Source organism: Rickettsia endosymbiont of Pantilius tunicatus (assembly GCF_964291875.1).
Lineage (GTDB): Bacteria > Pseudomonadota > Alphaproteobacteria > Rickettsiales > Rickettsiaceae > Rickettsia.
The window spans coordinates 623,024-641,845 of record NZ_OZ198175.1 but is presented as its reverse complement, the minus strand read 5'-3'; the positions used below and the strand labels follow the sequence as shown (position 1 = coordinate 641,845).

Here is an 18,822-nt window from a genome sequence, read left to right as displayed (position 1 = left end):
TTGATTGGGTTCTCTTGCTCTTGCATGGCTTGATTTTTCTGTCATTGCGAGAAAGTTATGTAATAACCAACGAAGCAATCTTAGGAGTTTTACTTCATGAGATTGCCACGCCACTTTCAGTGGCTCGCAATGACATACATTTAATACAAAAACAACTTCTTCTGACTCTTCGATTCTTCGTTTACATTATTATTATTATTTTGTGGATAACCATGATCTAATGTTTTCAAATAATCACCAATTGCTTTAGAAAACTCCTCCATTTTATAACGGAAGAAATGATCAGCACCGCTAATAATTTTACATCCAACCTTAATATGAGCTTGTTGTTTAGATAACTTACTTGCTAAATCTTTTACCGCTTCAGCTGAGACTATACTATCACTATCACCTTGTAGTACAAATCCTGGAATAGGACAAGGCGAAAGGAATGAAAAATCATATTTATTTACTGGAGGCGAAATAGCAATAAAGTTATTTATTTCAGGGCGTCTCATCACAAGCTGCATAACTATCCATGCACCGAATGAAAACCCTAATACTAAATTAGACTGAGCGTTTGGATTATTTTGCTGTAACCAATCAAGAGCTGTTCCGGCATCTATAACCTCACCTACTCCATTATTAAAGTTACCCTCCGAATGCCCTACTCCTCTAAAGTTAATACGTAAAACTGTATATCCATGCTCAGATAAAACTTTATAGGCGTTATACACTACTGTATTGTTCATATCACCGCCATGCAAAGGATGGGGATGAAGAACCAATGCAACTGGAGCATTATATGCTTCTGCTTTTACATATATTCCTTCAATCCGCCCCTCAGGACCATTAAAATAAATTCGCGACATAATTATTTGTAATATTTAATTTGTTTTTGTTAATAAACTTTGCGTCATTGCGAGCGGAAACTTTATCACCCTGTCATCCTGTGGCTTGACCACAGGATGACAACATTCTTTTATTCACATAGGCAATGCCTCCTCGCAATAACAACTCATCAAGAAAACACAACCCTCTCGACCGCCTCAGCGTTATGCTGCACTAAATCTTTCGCTATTTCTTTGGTAATCATCTTTTTTAGACCATTTTTAAGCTCGTGACGAACGCAACCAAGCATTTGCGGTTCAGCAACTATAATTAGCTCTTTATACTTACCTTGGTCATGACCTACTGCTTTTTCTAAATGTTTTATAACGCTTTTTGCTGCTTCTTTATGCTCTATATCTTTTAAAGAAGTATGAGACTCGAACAATGAAGCAGGTGTAGATTTATTTTGGTATAAACTCTGTCTTTTTTCTCTATGGTGGTGATGCTCTTCCAAATCTAAAGGTAACTTTAAAGGCTTATTATTAGTAATTTTAACTCCTTGAGCATCGTAAAGCATCATTTGCTTGCTATCGATAACTGCAATTAATTTTAATGCTGTTGTATTATTCATAATACCTCCATAAGAATAGTTGGTAATTGTATGATAATACTAATTATTTCTTAAACCAAGACTAATTTAATACAAATAGCAAATTATTAGCATAATCCATTGCTTAACTATAAAAATTTATTTTCAAATCAAGCGTAGGAGTGCTCCAATGTTATTGAGTAAGTACTAATTTAATAATTTTTGCTTTTCACTATTAATTATCTCTTCAATCTTATCATTAAGAATACGTACATCAGTTTGTTCTACTTCTTCTTTTTCTATTACTCCAATAATTTTTACCTTTATAGTTCCTGGCTGTTTAAACCAAAAACCTCTAGGCCAAAATAAGCCGGCATTATGTGCCATCATTACTATTGGCACTTTAGTAATAGAAGCAAGCTTTACAGCACTTGGCTTAAATTTTACTGTTCTATCAGGTGGAACTTTTGTTGATTCAGGAAATATTATTAACCATAAACCTTCCTTGATTTTTTCCTCACCCTCTCTTAAAATTTGAGCAACTGAACTATTAGTACCACGATTTACTGCAATCGGTTTAACCATACGAAGCCCCCAACCAAGTAGCGGTATATTAAATAGCTCACGTTTTAATACCCATGAATGTTTAGGGATAATAAGCTGCATAAACATCTGATCCCAAAAGGATTGATGGTTAGAAACAACTATTGAAATGGTCTTAGGCAATTTCTCAATCCCCTCTACTTCATATTTTAAACCACAACAAATTTTTGCAAGCCACACAAAAGCATAAGAAAAGATAACAGCGATCCTATATCTTATTTGATAGTTGACATTGAAAAACGTTACGGGTATGTAACATATAAGAAAAAAGATAAAAGTAAATAACGATAATAATCCGTAAAATGATAAAATTCTTAAACGCCAAAGCATATAGTAAAAATTAAATATTAATTTGGTATACCGCAAATACTTCAAAAGTTGGTAAGCCAAATTTCGGGGTTCGTCTTTGCTCACGTAGTTTATCTATGTTCCGCAGACTCACCGCTTATTTGACTTACCAACTTTTGAAGTATTTGCGGTATATATATATATAACATATATTTGTTAATGAATACAATAATAAAGGTATACAATGAAAAAAACTGTTCTTTCAGGTGTGCAAGCTACTGGTTCTTTGCATCTTGGTAACTATTTAGGTTCGATTCGAAACTGGGTTAAAATGCAGGAAGAATATAATTGTTTTTTCTTTTTGGCTGATCTGCATTCTATCACTGTTGATATAGCACCTAGTGAACTTAAAAGATCAGTTATCGAAACTTTAGCGATTTATTTAGCAGCTGGGCTTGATCCTAATAAAGTCACAATTTTTGCTCAGAGTATGGTAAAAGAGCATACCGAACTCGCTTGGTTGCTGAATTGCGTGACACCGCTCGGCTGGTTAAAACGCATGACACAGTTTAAAGATAAGGCTGGAAAGGATCAAGAAAAAGCCTGCCTTGGGCTTTTTTCCTATCCAGTACTTATGGCTGCTGATATACTGATATATAAAGCTGATATAGTGCCGGTCGGTGAAGACCAAAAACAACATTTGGAGCTAACTAGAGATATCGCCGGCGTAATTAATAGGAAGTTTAATAAGGAAATTTTAAAAGTACCGGATGTTTTAATTGGTGGCTCAGGAACAAGAATTATGAGTCTTAGAGATGGCAGAAAAAAAATGAGCAAATCCGATTCCTCGGATTTTTCTCGTATTAATTTAAGAGATGATAATGATCTTATTCATCAAAAAATTAAAAAAGCCAAAACAGATCATTTAAGCTTTGTTAGTTATAATAAAGAAGCAAGACCAGAGATTAGTAATTTACTAGATATTTACACAAGCTTATCAGAAAAAAAACTTGAGAATATAATTCAGAACTATGAAAATCAAGGCTTTGCAAAATTTAAAGAAGATTTAGCAGAAATTATTATTACTAACCTGCAACCTATGCGTGATAAATATTTAGAGTTAATGAATGATCAAGAATATTTACTCAAAATACTTCAACAAGGTGCAGAAAAAGCAAGAATTAGAGCATCTGAAACTGTAAACGAGCTGAAAGAACAATTTGGATTTGTGATATAAAGAGTGATATGTTAGGTGTTATTACCGCTGATGTCATATAGCTCTGATGTTATTCCCACGTAAGGCTTGCTTGCGTGGATACTAAGTCGTTTGAGCTACGCGAATGAAATGAGCGTGGCAATCCAGAAAAAATAATAAAAATGCTATAAGCTAGCATTTTTATACTGGATTGCGTACGTACAATTACTTCGTAATTTCCTTAGCTCAGACGGAAAAAACTAATCCACGCGGGTAATGCTACCACAGGTTGACAGGGACAAAACTAAATCCTACAACACCACCAATAATTATAAGACCTTGTCACTAATTCTCCAAATTAAACGAACATAGGAAAGATTTTTTACGATTTCTCTTGAATTATTCTGTATTTTTTGCTATGAATCTTCTTGGATAGGTGGCCGAGCGGTTTAAGGCACTAGTCTTGAAAACTAGCGTACGGGCAACCGTACCGTGGGTTCGAATCCCACCCTATCCGCCAGCCAGCTCTAAAAAACTCTTTATTCCTTATAGCTTAGCTGTCGAAAAAGTAAAAATATCGTTATAATATATTTTTTCAAAAAATCCCCTATTTATAAAATAATATTTTTTGGTAAATATTTAGAATATCTTTCTAAATGATCTTCCTATTTATTAGATTTATCTATATAAGCTTTATTACTAATTAAACCCATACCGTAAGTTTTACAATATTCAAGCATTTCTATTGAGTCGGGATGCTCCGCTCCAAAATCTATAATTTGTGGTTTAGCAAAAAATTTATAGTTAAGCGTATCTTTTCTTTTACACGCAACCTTTGCTCCTTTAAGATTTACTTCGCTTACTTGTGCTACATTCTTATAATTTCTTCTATAAACATTAAAATATATACCTCGTGCATCCATATAGCTATCTAAAGCTTCCTCAAGCTTACCATCCGCAAATAATATATCCCCTCTTATTATACATGTAACAGCTATTGTAGGGTTGAATACATCAGACATTCTTCTACTCATAAAGCTTTTATCATTATTCTTAAAAATCTCTATTGCTTTATCTGCATATTCTAAAGCTTTATCTTTTTCACCTAAACCGAATAATGCTATTGCTTTTTGAGTAAATATTCTACCAAATATTATATTAGTTTCTTTTTTTACACGCTTTTGCATGTTATATACTTGCTCTACTTGATTAAGAGCTTCTTGATATTGCCCAAGTTTATTTAATATTTCAGCTTTTATTAAATAATCTACTGTTAAAAATACTGCATTTGGATCCAACCCACCAGAAATAGCAGCTTGAATAGATTGATTAATTTGTTCTAACGCTTCATTATATTTTCCTTCTATAAAAAATAATTTTGTTTCAGCAATATATATCATTGATTTATCAGCATTATCAATTACTTTATTATCTAACTGCTGTTTTAAAATTTGTATATTTTCTTGAGCTTCCTGCACATTTCCTATTGTAAGATATACTTGTGCTAACCCATAAGTTACATTAGCTTTATATGCTTCATATCTTTTAATATCTTTATATACTTCTTCAGATTTAGTAAAATATTCTACAGCTTTTTTATAATTATAAGATTTACCATAATACCATCCTATTATATTTAGATAACCAGCATATACTCGTTTTTCTTCATTACTCATTAACCATAATCTATATTTTCCCTTTTCGTTATTTTCTTCAAACCAATTAACTAATTTACCTGCACCAATTATATCATAAGAATTATCACATTGAACTAATTGCTGTAATTTTATTGCAGTCAATTTATGCAAATTTATATTATAGCTTTCTGTATTTTTTAATATTATTTCAATATTTCCTGGTATTGTTTTAGCATTTCTATACATAAACGCTTTTACCACACTTTTCGGCACAGCTTCAACAAACTTAATAACCACATCTTCTAAATATTTACTATTATTTGCACTATTTTTTTTCTAATATTTTTTGAACAATAACATCATGCATTTCAAAAACTGGATCATCTTCGCTAGCATCTATATTTGTTATTAAAGCAAATTTTGTTAGCTCAAAAATATCATCATTGAGGTTATCTTTATTATCGGTAATAATTCTAAGAGCCTGTCTTGAAAAGATATAAGAAATAATTTATATTGTCAAAAAATAATAAAGTAGGAATATGTATCCCAGTGATATAGTGGAAGAAGAAAGGATACATTTAGCTCCATTTGTTGGTCCTTGCAAGATAGGACGGTCACGTAAACATAATATAAGAGATATAATTAATGGCATTCGTTACGTAATGAGGAGTGGTTGTCAGTGGCGATTATTACCTAAAGATTTTCCCCCATGGCAAACAGTATATGACTATTATTTACGTTGGCGTAAGAATGGTAGATGGCAAGAAATACATGATAGATTAGTCCAAAAAGTAAGGGAGAAAGAAAGTAAGAAATCCACTCCTACTGTAGGGATTATAGATAGTCAGTCTGTTAAGACTACCCAAAAAGGGGAGCTAGAGGATATGATGCAGGCAAGAAGATTAAGGGTAGGAAACGCCATATATGGTAAATTAAGTTGAAGTTTGCGTATTAAAGAATTGAATTAAAGCATTATATAATTGATCAAATTGAGTAATTGTAGCTTTAATCCATCGCTTCATATTGGCCCAAAATTTCTCTATTGGATTTAGATCAGGGGAGTAAGGTGGTAAGAATATTATCCTACAACCTACTGATTCTATTAGTTCTTTGGTCCTTTGAGACTTATGGAAAGCAGCGTTATCCATCACTACAACTTGTCCAGGTTTTAGCTCTTTTATTAAAAATTCTCCAACCCAACTTTCAAATAATTGTCTATTACATGTTCCATTAAATATCATCGGTGCTATACACTCTTTATTAACATAACCAGCTATGATATTTGTTCTGTTGTAATATTTACCGCTTTTTTTACCAATAAGTTTTTCGCTTTTTTTGCCCCATCCTCTATCTTTGCAGATATTTATCTCAATACCACTTTCATCAATATATACAAGATGTTCTATTGGTGTATCTTTTATGACCTCTTGGTACTTATCTCGCTTTTCTTGACTTGCTTCCAAGTAGGAAAAGTCTTTTTTTTATAGCTAAAACCTAGTTGCTTTAACCAATAATACGCACCCACAGAACTCATATTAAAATACGTACCCATTTCTAATAATGTGAAATTAGGATTAGAACTCACGTACAACTCAACATCTTGACTTGTTACCCGTCCTTTTTTGCCTCCTATTCTTCTTGCTAAATAATGTCCTTCGGACTTATATCTCTTATACCAATTCCTTACTGTGTTTGCTGCTATTTCAAATCTTATCGCAGTGCTATTGCAGCTATTACCTCTTTCTACATATCCTATAACTCTTTTTCTAAAATCTTGACTATATGATCTTGGCATTTTCCTTTATATATATATCATCCCTATACTCAAACCTCAACTTAATTTACTATAGTTACAGATACACTTGGTTTAGTATTATCATGTGAAGTGCATTCAGCAGGTATACAAGACAGAGATGGTGCTAAAAATGTAATAATCAAGGCAAAAGCAAAATATCCTAGTATTATCAAATTTTTTGCAGATAGTGGTTATGCTGGAGCATTACAAATTTGGTGTTTTTTAACTGTAAGAGCATTACTGACAATTTCTCGTAAAATTGTTGATCAAGTGGGGTTTAAAGTGATTCCCAAGCGTTGGATAGTTGAACGTACTTTTGGCTGGCTCAATAATTTTCGTCGTATGAGTAAAGACTATGAGCATAACTATAAAACTTCTGAACATATTATTTATATCAATATGATTACACTTATGCTTAAAAAATTGACTAAACCTTAATTTCAAGACAGGCTCTAAGTAACCCCTTAGAAAAACTTTGGTTATTGAGTAATGCTATTTTATTTAGGAGCTACCTTGTAGATGGTTTTAATTGTTCTGTTACAAGCGAGAGATTAAAGCTTATTTTATCATCAGATTCTTGTATTTTATTTTTATATTCTTCTTTATCTAACCCCGGCACATTATTTAATATTTGAGCACCTTACTATTAATACCGGATAACCTTTAAACTCTTGCACTAAAAATTCTACTAAATTATTATCTTTATCTAATAAAATAATATTTGCAAGTTCAATAGTTTCGTGTTTTTTAAATGGTATAGCCTTTACTATATAACGCATTATATCGCTATCTTGCGAACAAAATATGATATTACCATTATGCTCCCAATTAATAAAATCCTGTATTTTTTTATTCTCACCTACTTTTAAATTATCAAATACTAACAACCATTTATCATTCTGTCCTAAATACTCCATTAACTCTTTTTTTACATTAGCTGCTTCTTCTGCTATTAAAATTTTCCCTTCAGCTTTATAGTAAATTAAGTTGAGGTTTGAGTATAGGGATGATATATATAAAGGAAAATGCCAAGATCATATAGTCAAGATTTTAGAAAAAGAGTTATAGGATATGTAGAAAGAGGTAATAGCTGCAATAGCACTGCGATAAGATTTGAAATAGCAGCAAACACAGTAAGGAATTGGTATAAGAGATATAAGTCCGAAGGACATTATTTAGCAAGAAGAATAGGAGGCAAAAAAGGACGGGTAACAAGTCAAGATGTTGAGTTGTACGTGAGTTCTAATCCTAATTTCACATTATTAGAAATGGGTACGTATTTTAATATGAGTTCTGTGGGTGCGTATTATTGGTTAAAGCAACTAGGTTTTAGCTATAAAAAAAAGACTTTTCCTACTTGGAAGCAAGTCAAGAAAAGCGAGATAAGTACCAAGAGGTCATAAAAGATACACCAATAGAACATCTTGTATATATTGATGAAAGTGGTATTGAGATAAATATCTGCAAAGATAGAGGATGGGGCAAAAAAAGCGAAAAACTTATTGGTAAAAAAAGCGGTAAATATTACAACAGAACAAATATCATAGCTGGTTATGTTAATAAAGAGTGTATAGCACCGATGATATTTAATGGAACATGTAATAGACAATTATTTGAAAGTTGGGTTGGAGAATTTTTAATAAAAGAGCTAAAACCTGGACAAGTTGTAGTGATGGATAACGCTGCTTTCCATAAGTCTCAAAGGACCAAAGAACTAATAGAATCAGTAGGTTGTAGGATAATATTCTTACCACCTTACTCCCCTGATCTAAATCCAATAGAGAAATTTTGGACCAATATGAAGCGATGGATTAAAGCTAAAATTACTCAATTTGATCAATTATATAATGCTTTAATTCAATTCTTTAATACGCAAACTTCAACTTAATTTACCATATTAATGGCTTTTGCTAACTTTAATAACTCGTCACTAATATTTAAATTGGAATCAATAAACCAAATTAAATTATAATCATTTTTATTTGCATAGGTATACATTCTAGCTAGCTGAGTTTTTCCCATGCCGCTAATGCCTACGATACTTGTTTGTCTGTATTTTTCTAGATTAGTTTTTATTTGATTTAATTGCTGGACATGATTTATAAAATAGCTGACCGGTGCAATTATATTGTTTACTTTGGCTTGAGCGAATAAATTTAAAGAGATGATAGATATTGTCAATAATAGTAAAAACTTTTTTATTTCTTTTCCTTGATTTTAGTTGTTAATATAATTTATAACGTCAAATAATTTTAATTAACTAATCAAGAAAGAGCTTAATTTCCTTACTTATTATATATGACTGTTAACAAAACAAGTTTAAATATTTAGTCTGATTCTTCTTTATCCCAACCAGCTAAATAAATGATATTATCTTCATTTGATATTTTATTTTTTAACTGCTTTTTCACTTATTTCTATAAGGTTTATCTTATCATAGCTTACTTTGCAGTTAAATCCGTTTAACTTTAGTATTTTAAATATTTGTTCTATACTAAGGATAAATGGATTAGCATGTGATTTCGTAAATTCACTTGATACTGCAAATAAATCCTTTTCTTTTTCTAGCGGTACTCCACTATAATTAAAATTGAGTGATACCTTACCTGCAATATTACTTATGAATAAATTTATTTGATGTTTATTATTATAAAATTGCTTTTTAATAATAAAGAAAAGATAATTTATTATACTATATATCACTTGATAAAGTGCTGCGGTAGAAGAAAAGTATATTTGTTTTTCAAGGCATTTTATACTAAAAGAAATGTGTTCATCTTCTTTATCAAATCTATTAGTAAAAACTTTAATTAACTTTCTTACATCTATTTCCTCTTTATTAGAGGAATTATATAAAGCGATAGAACAATATAAATCTTTTTCTAAATATGATCTTTTTAATTTTTTATCTTGTTTATCTAGTGAATCTTTTTCATTTAATAATGTTGTTTTTGCTACTTCTTGATTAAATAAATAATTAATTTCAACATCTGTAGTTTTTTTAAACTCTGTATCCCACAATTTTGTCATCCATAGCTTTTCACACTCTTTAACAGCGGTCTCATACTTGTCTTTATATTCTATCTCATTTTTTTTGATAAAGCTTGATATATATAATATAAAACGATAAAGGTAAGAGATAAAAAGGTGATCATAAACCATAAGGGATTCTTAATATCTCTTACTATCTTATTCCAGTAGTCATTATTAATACTGGTTCTTATTATTAATTTATTATCTTGATTTAAATAATATATTTTATCCATTTCATAATTTTCAAAAATAGCATTTGAATAAATTAAACTATTATTCAGTTCTATCTTTACATTATTAAAATTAGGTATAGATCGCTCTAATAGTGATTGCAGTTTGTATAAGCTATAATTTACACAATTTTCATTTTTACAAATTCTAATATAATTATTATTTGAAGAGATATTAGTAGACTGTAAATTAGTATCTAATCTAAAAGCTAATGATTGAAACTTATTTAAACCAGTTTCTAATATTAAATTATAGTTGTTATTTAAAAATAATAATTTTGCGTCTTTTATTTTTTGGTCATAATAATTAAAAAGTACTAACATGATAACTATATAGCTAACTCCAACGAAAATAATTGTAGAAAAATTAATTCTTTTCGTTTTGCATATGGATTTTAAAATATTGAAATGCATAAACCAAAAATGACACTCATAATCATTACAAAACCTACTAAAACCTTAATTTAGGTTTTAAATTTTAAATTAAATTTAGGAAATAGGCTTTTGTACCAAAAAGATTTATACTTTTTCTACTAAAAGTCAATAAGAATTTTTATGTTGTGTAAAATAAAGAAAGTACGGGAGGTATATTTTAGATATTATAGTATTTTTTAAGTAATGTGAGCAAAAGATATAATTTAAATTACTAGGTTCTATGTATTTAATAAGTATCTAAAATGATGCATAGTTTTAGATATTGTAAGGAGGTAACGATGGTGGTCAGGTTATTAATATAATTATAATTAATGAACCGTGCCCCGATATGTTACTCCTTACTTCCTTTGGTTCCGAACAATCAATAGAGCAAGGGGTTATTCACTTGATCTTAATGGTTGATCGTGAATAACCCCTTAGCTCGTACATAGAACAGGAGAGAAAACATGACAAAGAATATTTTTATAGGTATAGATGTATCTGAGGATACTTTAGATATATGGTTACACCCGTTGAATAAATATAAAGTTTTTGATAACAACCAAAAAGGAATTAATGAGCTAGTCGAATATATAGCGGATTATAATATTGCTAAAATTGTAATTGAAGCTACCGGAAGACTTGAATATGAAGCAGCAAATACTTTACAAAAAGTTGGATATTTAGTCTCAGTAGTTAATCCTTATTTTACATCAGCGTTTAGAACTATGAGAGGTAAGTTTACCAAAACCGATACTATTGATGCACAAATGTTAGCATTATTTGCAGAAAAAATGAATCCTGAATCTAGAAAAGTGGCGAATGAAATAGAAAAAGAATTAAAAGAGCTTACAGCTAGACGTAACCAACTAATTACTATGATAGTATCTGAACGCAATCGCTTACGTAGAGTTACTAATCAAAAAATAATTAATAGTATAAATAGTGTTATTAATTTACTTAATGATCAAAAAGAAGAAGTGGAAAAGCTTATATTATATCATATTTTAAATATAGAAAGTTATAAAGAAATATATAATTTACTTATTACTATCCCGGATATTGGCTCGATTATAGCAATAACCTTAATTACAGAGTTGCCAGAGCTTGGTAATTTAAATTGTAAACAAATTGCTTCTTTAGTAGGAGTAGCACCTCACTGTAAGGAAAGCGGTAAAACAAGATTTAAAGCAAAAACTAAAGGTGGTAGGAAAACGGTACGGGCGGCATTATATATGGTTGCTGTTACATCTGTAAGATGTAATCCCGCAGTTAAACCTTTTTATAAAAGACTTGTAGAAAAGGGAAAAGCTAAAAAATTAGCTCTTACTGCAATAATGAGAAAAATAGTAATAATTGTCAATAACATTGTTAAAAACAAACGACCTTGGCAAAACCAATATAAAATATTCTCTTGACTTCTCGAACACAATCATCGGGGAGTTCGAAAAACCGCCAATAACAGTCTATAATAGCCTTTAGGTTTAAAACCTTGTACATAGCTACTATCTCCCCCAACCATGACAAAGTTGAGGAGCATTTTTAAATGGATGATTCTAACCATCTGTGATCAAGGGCTTCTATACCCTAGGATAGCATTGCTGCTATCCTTGCAAAGGATTTTAGCTAACTTTTCTAAAATGTCAACTATATTTTCTAATGATACTCCTCGCAGCAGAGCTACGAGGTATCTATCCAAAAAGTTTTAACTGTTTTTGTTGAAATGCTTTATAAGAAGGTTTGCCTGAACCTTTATTTTTTACATAATTACGTAATTTCCGCTCATCACCATGTTTACATACTGTGCTCATAAAATATCCTTTACTCCAAAACTCACTTCCCCATAATTTTTCTTTAAGATTTGGATATTTCTTAAACATTTCCTTAGATGTAATACTTTTTATGATTTGAGTTATTTTTGTTGGGCTATACATTGGTATTGACTGTAGTAAAAAATGTACATGATCTTTATCTACTCCTATTTCCAAAAATCTAATTTCATAACGAGCTTCTATGTCCTCACAAATTTTACATAAATAATCGTCTAGTTCCTCATTGAATATTACTCTTCTATACTTTGCCGGTGTTACTAAATGATATATTAGTACTGTGACATTATGACTTTTATGTATATAACTGCTTTCTTCTATGCATCTAGTATATCACGAAGCAGAGCTTCGGGGAATTAAACCCTAAGAGATTAATAATAGAAAATATAAATTATTTTTTAATTAGCTATTTATTTGCAAACAAAAAGTATATTTTTGATAAATGAAGAGTTGATAGACGAGGTTTAATTACTCGTCTCTTACTACTAAGACTGATATACTAGAGTGACGAACGATTTTAGAGGCATTAGGACCAAGCATATAATCTCTCAGCTGTGGTCTAACTGCTGAGATTATTATTAAATCAGCTTTGATATCATTGGAACGCTTAATTATTTCATCATAAGCAGCACCGCTACCTATGTAATAATCGGCTTCAATCTCATCAGGTACATATTGTTTTATAAGCTCTTTTACCTGAGTTTGATATTTTGCTTTTTTTTCTGCAATCCAATTTTTAGGTAAATAATCTTCGACCATTTTCATACCAAAATCAGAAATCACATATAAGAAATGCAGCTTTGCTTGAGAAGTCGTTGCAAACATTAAAGCTTTAGAAAGAAGAGCTTTCATAGACTTTTTATCTGCTAAGTCTATAGGTATAAGTATATTTTTAACATAGTATTTCTATATAATACTCTAATAAATAGTTATTCTCTATTTCTGACCGAATCATGTTTTGGTAAAACAAAGTTTTGAGTATCGGCAAAATAGTTAATGTTAATATTGTTCAATAAATAATTAGAAAGTTTAAAATTTGCAACATTTCTATGAAAAGCACCAATAAATTTATCTAACATATTAGAATCTATATCATCTCTAGTCACTAAAATTGCTGATACTTTTACAGTTGTTTGATCATCTGTAATACCTGGATATAAGCCTTTATGAAGCTCTGCTTTGCGAAAAGCTCTGTTTTGTTGTATTAACTCGGCTATTTTATCATTTTCAATTGAAATAAAATCGATTTCACATCTATTAGCAATTAAATTCACTAAAGGGTTTGGATGTCCAACCATCATGATTATAGCATCTATTTCTTTTTGACGGAATTTATCGATAGAATCTTCGTAATTAATATCAGTGTTTATTGGTTCTTTAGCAAATTTATATAGAGAACACATCGCATCATAAGTAATATTGCTGCTAGAATATTCTGGACCACTAGTTATTCTTTTCCCATCAATATCAGCAAAAAACTTTATCTTATCCTCATCTTTTACGACAACTGTAAAAAATTCATCATGTAAGTTTAACACCTGACGTAGATTTTGCATTTTTTCTTTATCGCTATAATAACCTATTCCGTCATATGCTTCTACTGCAATATTCGCCTGCACTATGGCTAAATCGATTTTACCTTGTTGCAATAATTTTAAATTTTCAATACTACCATTTGTTGCAACAACTTCGCATACTATATTTTCGTTATTTTTTTCATCTCCTATAATTGTTTTGCATAAATCAAGACCTATAGAATAATAACCTTGCAAAATAGAGCCAGTACCAATCTTAAAGACTTTTTGCTTTTGATCGGCATAAATATTATTACATATAAGAATTATACTAAAAACAAAGCTATATAATACTAATTTAAGGTTATTCATATAATTAATTCGCATGATTTTCAGGCTGCTGTTTTTCTTTACTATCGCCAAGTTTTAACTCAAGTAAATTAATAGAGCCGATATTTATTCCTTTTTCAGAAAATTCAACATCAAACTTAGCTTTTTCTATATTATTATAATCAGGATTTGAGCCATCTGATTCTTTAACTACAGCTTCATCTGAAGCATTATTAACTGCTTTAGCAATAACTGTTTTAATAAACTTTTTAGAAAACATAATATTATTAGGTAATAACTTATCAATAATAGGGTGATAATTTTCAAGCTCAAATGATAACTTACCTTGTGGTAATTTGTTAGCAAAAAACTGTAAAGCACCATTTAGATTGATTTTAGAGTTATGATCACAACTAAAGATAAATTTCTCTACATTAAAATTTTGTAAAATAGCAGAATTTTCACCATCAGGAGCGAATTTTAATAAAGCAACAATATCTAAATTAGCATTTTTAAAATTAGCTATGTTCTTTTCAGAGTCATAATTCATATTTAAAATCAATGAAATATCTTCACTATCTGTCATATTTTTCTTAGAAATAAAGAAAGCTAAGTCATTAATTTTGAAAATCTCTTCATCATCTTTAAATATTAATAATGATTTATTATTAAGCTGAATCGATTTTATTACTTCTTTTAAATCATCATCTTTAGATATTTTATATAAAGGTTTATTAAATTTCCCTATTCCTTTTATATCTTCTTCACTACGCATATCATAAGTGAATGTTTTATCCCCATAATTATCTACTTCTTTAATAAATGGTCCAAAATTTAAAGTAGCTTTCTTAGTACTAAATTTAATACTTAAAACAATATTTTCGCTTGAAAGCTCTTTAGAATTTACATGATCTATTAATTTTACTTTTGGATCTGTTATAGTAATTTTCCAGTGAAACGGATATCCTAAAAATTCAACTGTATTATAAGATATTTTAAGATTATCAGATTCAGAGTTTTTAATTAAATTTATTACATTATTTTTTAAAGTATAAGCGGCAGCAAACCATACTATAGTAAAGGCTAAGAAAACAAAAATAAGTATTTTACGTATCACTTTTTTAATCCATTATTTTATGTTACGAGTAGCGGAAGGGAGACGTACTTTTATACCGTCTAGTTTTTCGGTTAAAATAATCTGACACCCTAATCTAGAAGTATCTGTAAGACCAAAGGCTAAGTCAAGCATATCTTCTTCTTCGTCCTTAGGTTTTTCTAATTTGTTGTAAAATTCTTCCTCTAAAATAACATGGCAAGTAGCACAGGCAAGAGAACCTTCACAAGCACCCTCAAGATCTATACTATTACTATGAGCAACTTCTAAAATAGAAAGTCCCAGCGGTGCTTCTATTATTTTCTCTTCCCCATTATTTATAATAAATGTAACTTTTACTGTTTTCGACATTATCCTGTTTCTTCCTTAGATTTTTCATATAACTTATCTTATAAAGAGGAATTTGCAGGAAACACGGAACGCAGCACCGCAGCGTACATAAACGTACGTGAGGATGCGAGTACCGGATTGACGTACAAATTACCTTTAGAAGTAAGTTATTTGATCTGATTGATATTTTTACCTTTTAACAAATTACTAATTACTACATTAATCTTTGTATTTAAAGATTTTTTTGTTTTAGATTTAAAATCTTTAACAGCGTTATTAATTAAAGCACGATCTCGTGCATCTATTGCATGCTTTATATTATTTAATAAATTACTGATTATATGCTTTTCATTTTCTGATAGTAAATCTACTAATTCTTTAATAGCATGCTCTATATTAAAAATCAAAGATTCAGCTTCAATAACTGTTTCTTGTAATAATCTTGCAGCATGATCTAGTTTAGCATTTTTATAAGCACTTTCTAAAATCTTATCAACTTCACTTGTATCAATCCCGTAATCCGGCTTCACTTCTATAATATGTGAGGTATTACTTATTTTTTCGTAAGCAGAAACAGACAATATACCGTCAGCATCAATAGCAAAAGTAACTTCCGCTCTAATACTCCCTGCTTTCATAGGAGGAAGTCCCTTTAGCTCAAACCTAGCCAAAGTGCGGCAATCTGTTACCATTTCACGTTCACCTTGTAATATATGAAATTGTATGCCGGTTTGATTATCAGTATAAGTTGTAAATTCTTTTACCACAGAAATAGGGATCGGAGTATTTCGCATGATAATTTTTTCAACAATGCCACCATACAATTCCATACCTAAAGATAAAGGTACTACATCAATCAATAATGAATCGATGTTCGGTGTTGTTAGATTCTCTGCTTGCAGTGCAGCCCCGTATACAATAGCTTTATCAGGATCAATATCTGAGAGAATATTTACTTTAAAAGCTTTATACAATTCATCCTTAATTAACGGAATACGAGTTACGCCACCAACCAAAATAATGCCATCTATGTTCGGATTTTCTGCTATTTCCAAACATTCTTTGGCTATATTGATAGTACGACCTATTATAGGGGTAATTAACTGTTCAAATGTTTGTTTATCAAACGATATGTTATTGAACTCAAAACTATCTTGTTTCGATAATGCTTCTTTTGCTTTTTTAGCGATCTGCAAAGTATCTAAATTATCAGGTAAATTAAATTTATTACAAAAATAATCAACAATGATTTTATCTATATCATCGCCGCCAAGCATATTATCACCACTTGTTGCTATAACCTGAAAAACTCCCTCTGTAATATTTAGAATTGATACGTCAAAAGTACCGCCGCCTAAATCATATACAAGATAACAACCTGTTTGGTTTTTATTTAATCCGTAAGCATATGCAGCTGAAGTAGGCTCTGCAATCAACCTTAGAACTTCTAAACCTGCAAGCTTTGCGGCAAACATCACCTGCCCTCTTGCAGCATCATTAAAGTGAGCAGGAACAGTAATAACAGCTTGAGTTACTTCAGTTGCAAGCTCTTTTTCTGCTTGCTGTTTTAAATATATGAAAACTTCTGCCGCAACCTCAGCAATCCGCATTTGATTATTGGCAAAATTTAATTTAACTTCTTGACCTTGCAGATCTATATAATCTTTAACTAAAGAAAAAAGAGCAGGAGTATTTAGAATTTCATTTAATGTTTTGCCGAATAACCTTTTAATTGAGCGTAAACCTTTATTACTACCTACTATAATATTGTTATTCGTAAATTCTATAGTAGTTGGGATTAATTCTTTATTATCTTCAGTTTGTATAATTTTAACTTCTCTACCAACTGAAATAGCTATTAGCGAGTTAGTAGTGCCAAAATCTATACCCACAGCTATTTTAGCCTCTTGTTTAGATTCTGCTTGCCCTGGTTCTCTAATTTCTATTATTTGCATAATTTCATTTTTTCCTGAAGCTTACTCAGCAATGTATGAATATATTTAAGTTTACTAGTTTTGATAGTCGCATCTGATAAATCTTGCTTTTTAAAGGACTCGGCTAGAAAATTTATTTCAGCTTTTTCCATTAACTCATATTTGCTTTTTATTTCTTCCAAACTTTTATATGAGTTAGTATTTTCTATAAGCTCCATTTCATCCCAAAACATACTTAACTCAAAAGCTGAAAGCTTGCTGCGTACTTTCTCATCATTTAAGTTTACGCCATACAAAAGCAGCATATATTCAGCACGCTTTAAACTATCTTTAAGTGTAGAATAAGCTTTATTTAGGTTTGATGCTATAATAAGATTTTGCTCTTTTTCTTGCAAATTTTTGGCTTTATCAGGATGATATTTTATCTGCATGGCAAAATATTGCTTTTCTAATATCTTCAAATCAATATTATAAATTTGCTCTAACCCTAATAATTCAAAATAATTTTGCACTTTTACTTTTTTGTAATTCTAAACTGCTTTATCATACATTAAAAATATAAAATATACAATTATGGAAATAGATATATTACATTTTGAAAAAAATCCAAATTTCATTCTAGCCGGCATAGATGAAGCTGGCAGAGGACCATTAGCCGGACCAGTAGTAGCTGCCGCTGTTATAATTGATCAAGACAATATTATAGCTGGTATTAAGGATTCTAAAAAGCTTTCTAAAAAGAAAAGAGAATTATTATATGAGCAGATAACTGCTAATTACACTTGGGCAATTGGTATTATTTCACACACTGAGATCGATGAGATTAACATATTAGAAGCCACGAAAAAAGCTTGCATACTTGCTACAGAAAACCTTAGCACTAAGCCGGAAATAGTTTTAGTTGATGGTAATATGAAATTTTGTGATAAAAGATTTATCAGCATCATAAATGGGGATAATTTATCACTATCGATTGCCGCAGCTTCTATTGTAGCAAAAGTTACTAGAGACCGATTAATGCTAGAGTTAAGTAATGAATTCCCGCAATTTTTATGGCATAAAAATTCAGGTTACGGCACAAAAGATCATATACAAGCCATAAACGAATATGGCTTATCCCCATATCATCGTCTAAGTTTTACCAAAGCTTTATATAAATAAAAGTTTATTTTATATT

Annotated in this window: 24 protein-coding genes, 1 tRNA gene and 1 pseudogene; 9 read left to right on the top strand and 17 right to left on the bottom strand. The window is 30.3% G+C overall.

The annotated features are described in order from the left end of the window. Positions 1-140 precede the first annotated feature (140 nt). From ACICQC_RS03745 to ACICQC_RS03735, 3 genes are all read right to left on the bottom strand, one after another. Positions 141-851 carry an alpha/beta hydrolase gene (locus ACICQC_RS03745; protein WP_395477435.1) on the bottom strand — a complete coding sequence of 237 codons (711 nt, stop codon included), beginning with the start codon at positions 849-851 and terminating at the stop codon, positions 141-143. Between the two features lie 149 nt (positions 852-1,000). Then, positions 1,001-1,441: a host attachment protein gene (locus ACICQC_RS03740; RefSeq protein ID WP_395477434.1), complete on the bottom strand. Its 441-nt coding sequence runs from the start codon at positions 1,439-1,441 to the stop codon at positions 1,001-1,003. 165 nt (positions 1,442-1,606) lie between these two features. Continuing rightward, positions 1,607-2,332, bottom strand: coding sequence for a lysophospholipid acyltransferase family protein (locus ACICQC_RS03735; RefSeq protein WP_395477636.1), 726 nt, complete (start codon positions 2,330-2,332; stop codon positions 1,607-1,609). A gap of 202 nt (positions 2,333-2,534) precedes the next feature. On the opposite strand from ACICQC_RS03735, the gene trpS reads away from it, so the two are divergent. After that, positions 2,535-3,527, top strand: a complete 993-nt coding sequence (gene trpS / locus ACICQC_RS03730) for a tryptophan--tRNA ligase (protein WP_395477433.1) — start codon at positions 2,535-2,537, stop codon at positions 3,525-3,527. 388 nt (positions 3,528-3,915) lie between these two features. After that, positions 3,916-4,005: transfer RNA gene (locus tag ACICQC_RS03725), tRNA-Ser, on the top strand. Between the two features lie 145 nt (positions 4,006-4,150). On the opposite strand, the gene ACICQC_RS03720 is transcribed toward ACICQC_RS03725, so the two are convergent. Continuing rightward, the gene (locus ACICQC_RS03720) at positions 4,151-5,419 is read right to left on the bottom strand and encodes a tetratricopeptide repeat protein (RefSeq protein WP_395477432.1); all 1,269 of its coding nucleotides are present in this window, start codon (positions 5,417-5,419) and stop codon (positions 4,151-4,153) included. 242 nt (positions 5,420-5,661) lie between these two features. On the opposite strand from ACICQC_RS03720, the gene ACICQC_RS03715 reads away from it, so the two are divergent. Then, on the top strand, positions 5,662-6,063 hold the full coding sequence (locus ACICQC_RS03715; protein ID WP_395477163.1) for a transposase: 402 nt from the start codon (positions 5,662-5,664) through the stop codon (positions 6,061-6,063). Here ACICQC_RS03715 and ACICQC_RS03710 read toward each other — a convergent pair. Beyond that, entirely contained in the window at positions 6,055-6,585 is a 531-nt protein-coding gene (locus ACICQC_RS03710) for an IS630 family transposase (RefSeq protein ID WP_395476342.1), read from the bottom strand. The two genes, ACICQC_RS03715 and ACICQC_RS03710, sit on opposite strands and share 9 nt — an antisense overlap. Continuing rightward, complete coding sequence (locus ACICQC_RS03705) at positions 6,540-6,917, bottom strand: IS630 transposase-related protein (protein ID WP_395476240.1); 378 nt, start codon at positions 6,915-6,917, stop codon at positions 6,540-6,542. Before ACICQC_RS03705 ends, ACICQC_RS03710 begins: the two co-directional genes overlap by 46 nt. 90 nt (positions 6,918-7,007) lie before the next feature. On the opposite strand from ACICQC_RS03705, the gene ACICQC_RS03700 reads away from it, so the two are divergent. After that, positions 7,008-7,355, top strand: coding sequence for a transposase (locus tag ACICQC_RS03700; RefSeq protein ID WP_395477431.1), 348 nt, complete (start codon positions 7,008-7,010; stop codon positions 7,353-7,355). A 182-nt stretch (positions 7,356-7,537) separates the two neighbouring features. Here ACICQC_RS03700 and ACICQC_RS03695 read toward each other — a convergent pair whose 3' ends face one another. Further along, the gene (locus ACICQC_RS03695; RefSeq protein WP_395477430.1) at positions 7,538-7,834 is read right to left on the bottom strand and encodes a hypothetical protein; all 297 of its coding nucleotides are present in this window, start codon (positions 7,832-7,834) and stop codon (positions 7,538-7,540) included. 108 nt (positions 7,835-7,942) lie between these two features. On the opposite strand from ACICQC_RS03695, the gene ACICQC_RS03690 reads away from it, so the two are divergent. Both ACICQC_RS03690 and ACICQC_RS03685 read left to right on the top strand, forming a co-directional pair. After that, positions 7,943-8,320: an IS630 transposase-related protein gene (locus ACICQC_RS03690; RefSeq protein WP_395476240.1), complete on the top strand. Its 378-nt coding sequence runs from the start codon at positions 7,943-7,945 to the stop codon at positions 8,318-8,320. Further along, positions 8,275-8,805: an IS630 family transposase gene (locus ACICQC_RS03685; protein WP_395476239.1), complete on the top strand. Its 531-nt coding sequence runs from the start codon at positions 8,275-8,277 to the stop codon at positions 8,803-8,805. The genes ACICQC_RS03690 and ACICQC_RS03685 overlap by 46 nt, the downstream gene beginning before the upstream one ends. Here the strand turns inward: ACICQC_RS03685 and ACICQC_RS03680 are convergent. The 3 genes from ACICQC_RS03680 to ACICQC_RS03670 all read right to left on the bottom strand — a co-directional run bounded on the left by ACICQC_RS03680 (position 8,802) and on the right by ACICQC_RS03670 (position 10,504). Then, positions 8,802-9,098 carry a hypothetical protein gene (locus ACICQC_RS03680; RefSeq protein WP_395477429.1) on the bottom strand — a complete coding sequence of 99 codons (297 nt, stop codon included), beginning with the start codon at positions 9,096-9,098 and terminating at the stop codon, positions 8,802-8,804. The two genes, ACICQC_RS03685 and ACICQC_RS03680, sit on opposite strands and share 4 nt — an antisense overlap. 207 nt (positions 9,099-9,305) lie before the next feature. After that, positions 9,306-9,947 (bottom strand): hypothetical protein, encoded by a 642-nt coding sequence (locus ACICQC_RS03675; protein ID WP_395477428.1) that lies wholly within the window; start codon positions 9,945-9,947, stop codon positions 9,306-9,308. Positions 9,948-9,997: 50 nt separating this feature from the next. Beyond that, positions 9,998-10,504, bottom strand: a complete 507-nt coding sequence (locus ACICQC_RS03670; protein WP_395477427.1) for a hypothetical protein — start codon at positions 10,502-10,504, stop codon at positions 9,998-10,000. A gap of 557 nt (positions 10,505-11,061) precedes the next feature. On the opposite strand from ACICQC_RS03670, the gene ACICQC_RS03665 reads away from it, so the two are divergent. Next, complete coding sequence (locus tag ACICQC_RS03665; RefSeq protein WP_395477426.1) at positions 11,062-12,012, top strand: IS110 family transposase; 951 nt, start codon at positions 11,062-11,064, stop codon at positions 12,010-12,012. Positions 12,013-12,285: 273 nt separating this feature from the next. Here ACICQC_RS03665 and tnpA read toward each other — a convergent pair whose 3' ends face one another. The 5 genes from tnpA to ACICQC_RS03640 form a co-directional block, all read right to left on the bottom strand. Then, the gene (gene tnpA / locus ACICQC_RS03660) at positions 12,286-12,744 is read right to left on the bottom strand and encodes an IS200/IS605 family transposase (protein WP_395477266.1); all 459 of its coding nucleotides are present in this window, start codon (positions 12,742-12,744) and stop codon (positions 12,286-12,288) included. Positions 12,745-12,891: 147 nt separating this feature from the next. Further along, positions 12,892-13,275: a universal stress protein gene (locus tag ACICQC_RS03655; RefSeq protein WP_395477425.1), complete on the bottom strand. Its 384-nt coding sequence runs from the start codon at positions 13,273-13,275 to the stop codon at positions 12,892-12,894. 77 nt (positions 13,276-13,352) lie between these two features. Beyond that, on the bottom strand, positions 13,353-14,309 hold the full coding sequence (locus tag ACICQC_RS03650; protein WP_395477424.1) for a TAXI family TRAP transporter solute-binding subunit: 957 nt from the start codon (positions 14,307-14,309) through the stop codon (positions 13,353-13,355). A gap of 4 nt (positions 14,310-14,313) precedes the next feature. Next, positions 14,314-15,384 carry a hypothetical protein gene (locus ACICQC_RS03645; protein WP_395477423.1) on the bottom strand — a complete coding sequence of 357 codons (1,071 nt, stop codon included), beginning with the start codon at positions 15,382-15,384 and terminating at the stop codon, positions 14,314-14,316. A 12-nt stretch (positions 15,385-15,396) separates the two neighbouring features. Next, the gene (locus ACICQC_RS03640) at positions 15,397-15,732 is read right to left on the bottom strand and encodes a ferredoxin family 2Fe-2S iron-sulfur cluster binding protein (RefSeq protein ID WP_395477422.1); all 336 of its coding nucleotides are present in this window, start codon (positions 15,730-15,732) and stop codon (positions 15,397-15,399) included. A gap of 12 nt (positions 15,733-15,744) precedes the next feature. Between ACICQC_RS03640 and ACICQC_RS03635 the strand changes: the two are divergent. Beyond that, positions 15,745-15,885: pseudogene (locus ACICQC_RS03635) on the top strand (palindromic element RPE1 domain-containing protein); the annotation flags it as partial. Here ACICQC_RS03635 and hscA read toward each other — a convergent pair. Both hscA and hscB read right to left on the bottom strand, forming a co-directional pair. Further along, a complete protein-coding gene (gene hscA, locus ACICQC_RS03630) occupies positions 15,879-17,666 on the bottom strand; it encodes a Fe-S protein assembly chaperone HscA (RefSeq protein WP_395477421.1) in 1,788 nt (595 codons plus the stop codon). The pseudogene ACICQC_RS03635 and the gene hscA overlap by 7 nt on opposite strands. Beyond that, on the bottom strand, positions 17,657-18,157 hold the full coding sequence (hscB, locus tag ACICQC_RS03625; RefSeq protein ID WP_395477420.1) for a Fe-S protein assembly co-chaperone HscB: 501 nt from the start codon (positions 18,155-18,157) through the stop codon (positions 17,657-17,659). The genes hscA and hscB overlap by 10 nt, the downstream gene beginning before the upstream one ends. 61 nt (positions 18,158-18,218) lie before the next feature. On the opposite strand from hscB, the gene ACICQC_RS03620 reads away from it, so the two are divergent. Next, a complete protein-coding gene (locus ACICQC_RS03620; RefSeq protein WP_395477419.1) occupies positions 18,219-18,806 on the top strand; it encodes a ribonuclease HII in 588 nt (195 codons plus the stop codon). The last annotated feature ends 16 nt before the right edge of the window (positions 18,807-18,822 follow it).

Bases quoted from the DNA above. Each gene is read 5' to 3' on its own strand.
- ACICQC_RS03640 (WP_395477422.1), bottom strand. From the start codon at position 15,732: ATGTCGAAAACAGTAAAAGTTACATTTATTATAAATAATGGGGAAGAG.
- ACICQC_RS03745 (WP_395477435.1), bottom strand. From the start codon at position 851: ATGTCGCGAATTTATTTTAATGGTCCTGAGGGGCGGATTGAAGGAATA.
- ACICQC_RS03705 (WP_395476240.1), bottom strand. From the start codon at position 6,917: ATGCCAAGATCATATAGTCAAGATTTTAGAAAAAGAGTTATAGGATAT.
- ACICQC_RS03620 (WP_395477419.1), top strand. From the start codon at position 18,219: ATGGAAATAGATATATTACATTTTGAAAAAAATCCAAATTTCATTCTA.
- ACICQC_RS03690 (WP_395476240.1), top strand. From the start codon at position 7,943: ATGCCAAGATCATATAGTCAAGATTTTAGAAAAAGAGTTATAGGATAT.
- ACICQC_RS03675 (WP_395477428.1), bottom strand. From the start codon at position 9,947: ATGACAAAATTGTGGGATACAGAGTTTAAAAAAACTACAGATGTTGAA.
- ACICQC_RS03740 (WP_395477434.1), bottom strand. From the start codon at position 1,441: ATGAATAATACAACAGCATTAAAATTAATTGCAGTTATCGATAGCAAG.
- ACICQC_RS03665 (WP_395477426.1), top strand. From the start codon at position 11,062: ATGACAAAGAATATTTTTATAGGTATAGATGTATCTGAGGATACTTTA.
- ACICQC_RS03650 (WP_395477424.1), bottom strand. From the start codon at position 14,309: ATGAATAACCTTAAATTAGTATTATATAGCTTTGTTTTTAGTATAATT.
- ACICQC_RS03735 (WP_395477636.1), bottom strand. From the start codon at position 2,332: ATGCTTTGGCGTTTAAGAATTTTATCATTTTACGGATTATTATCGTTA.
- ACICQC_RS03695 (WP_395477430.1), bottom strand. From the start codon at position 7,834: ATGGAGTATTTAGGACAGAATGATAAATGGTTGTTAGTATTTGATAAT.
- ACICQC_RS03670 (WP_395477427.1), bottom strand. From the start codon at position 10,504: ATGTTAGTACTTTTTAATTATTATGACCAAAAAATAAAAGACGCAAAA.
- ACICQC_RS03655 (WP_395477425.1), bottom strand. From the start codon at position 13,275: ATGAAAGCTCTTCTTTCTAAAGCTTTAATGTTTGCAACGACTTCTCAA.
- hscA (WP_395477421.1), bottom strand. From the start codon at position 17,666: ATGCAAATAATAGAAATTAGAGAACCAGGGCAAGCAGAATCTAAACAA.
- trpS (WP_395477433.1), top strand. From the start codon at position 2,535: ATGAAAAAAACTGTTCTTTCAGGTGTGCAAGCTACTGGTTCTTTGCAT.
- ACICQC_RS03715 (WP_395477163.1), top strand. From the start codon at position 5,662: ATGTATCCCAGTGATATAGTGGAAGAAGAAAGGATACATTTAGCTCCA.